Raw genomic sequence first — 649 nt, 5'->3', positions numbered from 1 at the left:
TGCCATCGGCATTCCATAAATTACGCAGCTTTTTTCGTTCTGAGTATAAACCGTGGAGCCAGACTGTTTAAGCAAGCGGCAACCTTCTCTACCATCGGCCCCCATACCAGTCAGAACAATTCCCAAAACTCTTCCGGGGAACGCTTTCGAAGCTGAACCGAAAGTCACGTCGACGGAAGGTTTGTAGGTCAACCTAGCATCACCTTCCAAAATTGAGATAGACCGACCTTTACCCGAGACAATCATTTGCTTAGCTCCAGGTGCTAAAATTGCTGTTCCTGCCTGCAATGTTTGCCCATCTACTCCATGCTTAACGGTAAGTTGACATAAATTGTTTAGGCGCTCTGCAAATGCAGGGGTAAAGGTCTCAGGCATGTGCTGAACAATCAGTACAGGAACCGGCAGATTAGCCGGTAGCTTTGACAGTACTTTTTGTAAGGCAACCGGCCCACCCGTTGAAGCGCCGATGACTAGAAGGTCTACCGGGTGAGATAACTTCTTGGCTCTGTGCGTGGCGCGTTGACCACGATTAGTACTCTGTACTTCCGGGCGTGACGGCACACTTTTATTTGTAGTGCTTGGGCGTCCGCTCACTGCTCTACGCTTTAAAACACTTGAACTCTCACTTGCTTGTATACTGGATGAAGCC

General features: G+C 48.8%; 1 protein-coding gene. It reads right to left on the bottom strand.

The genetic code is table 11. The features are described 5' to 3' along the window. A partial coding sequence (locus A3729_RS28270; RefSeq protein ID WP_304439779.1) for a chemotaxis protein CheB occupies positions 1-594 on the bottom strand: 594 nt, incomplete at its 3' end. Positions 595-649 lie beyond the last annotated feature (55 nt).

Source organism: Oleiphilus sp. HI0043, assembly GCF_001634935.1.
The sequence above is the reverse complement of the archived record's forward strand: the minus strand, read 5'-3'. Positions and strand labels throughout refer to the sequence as shown.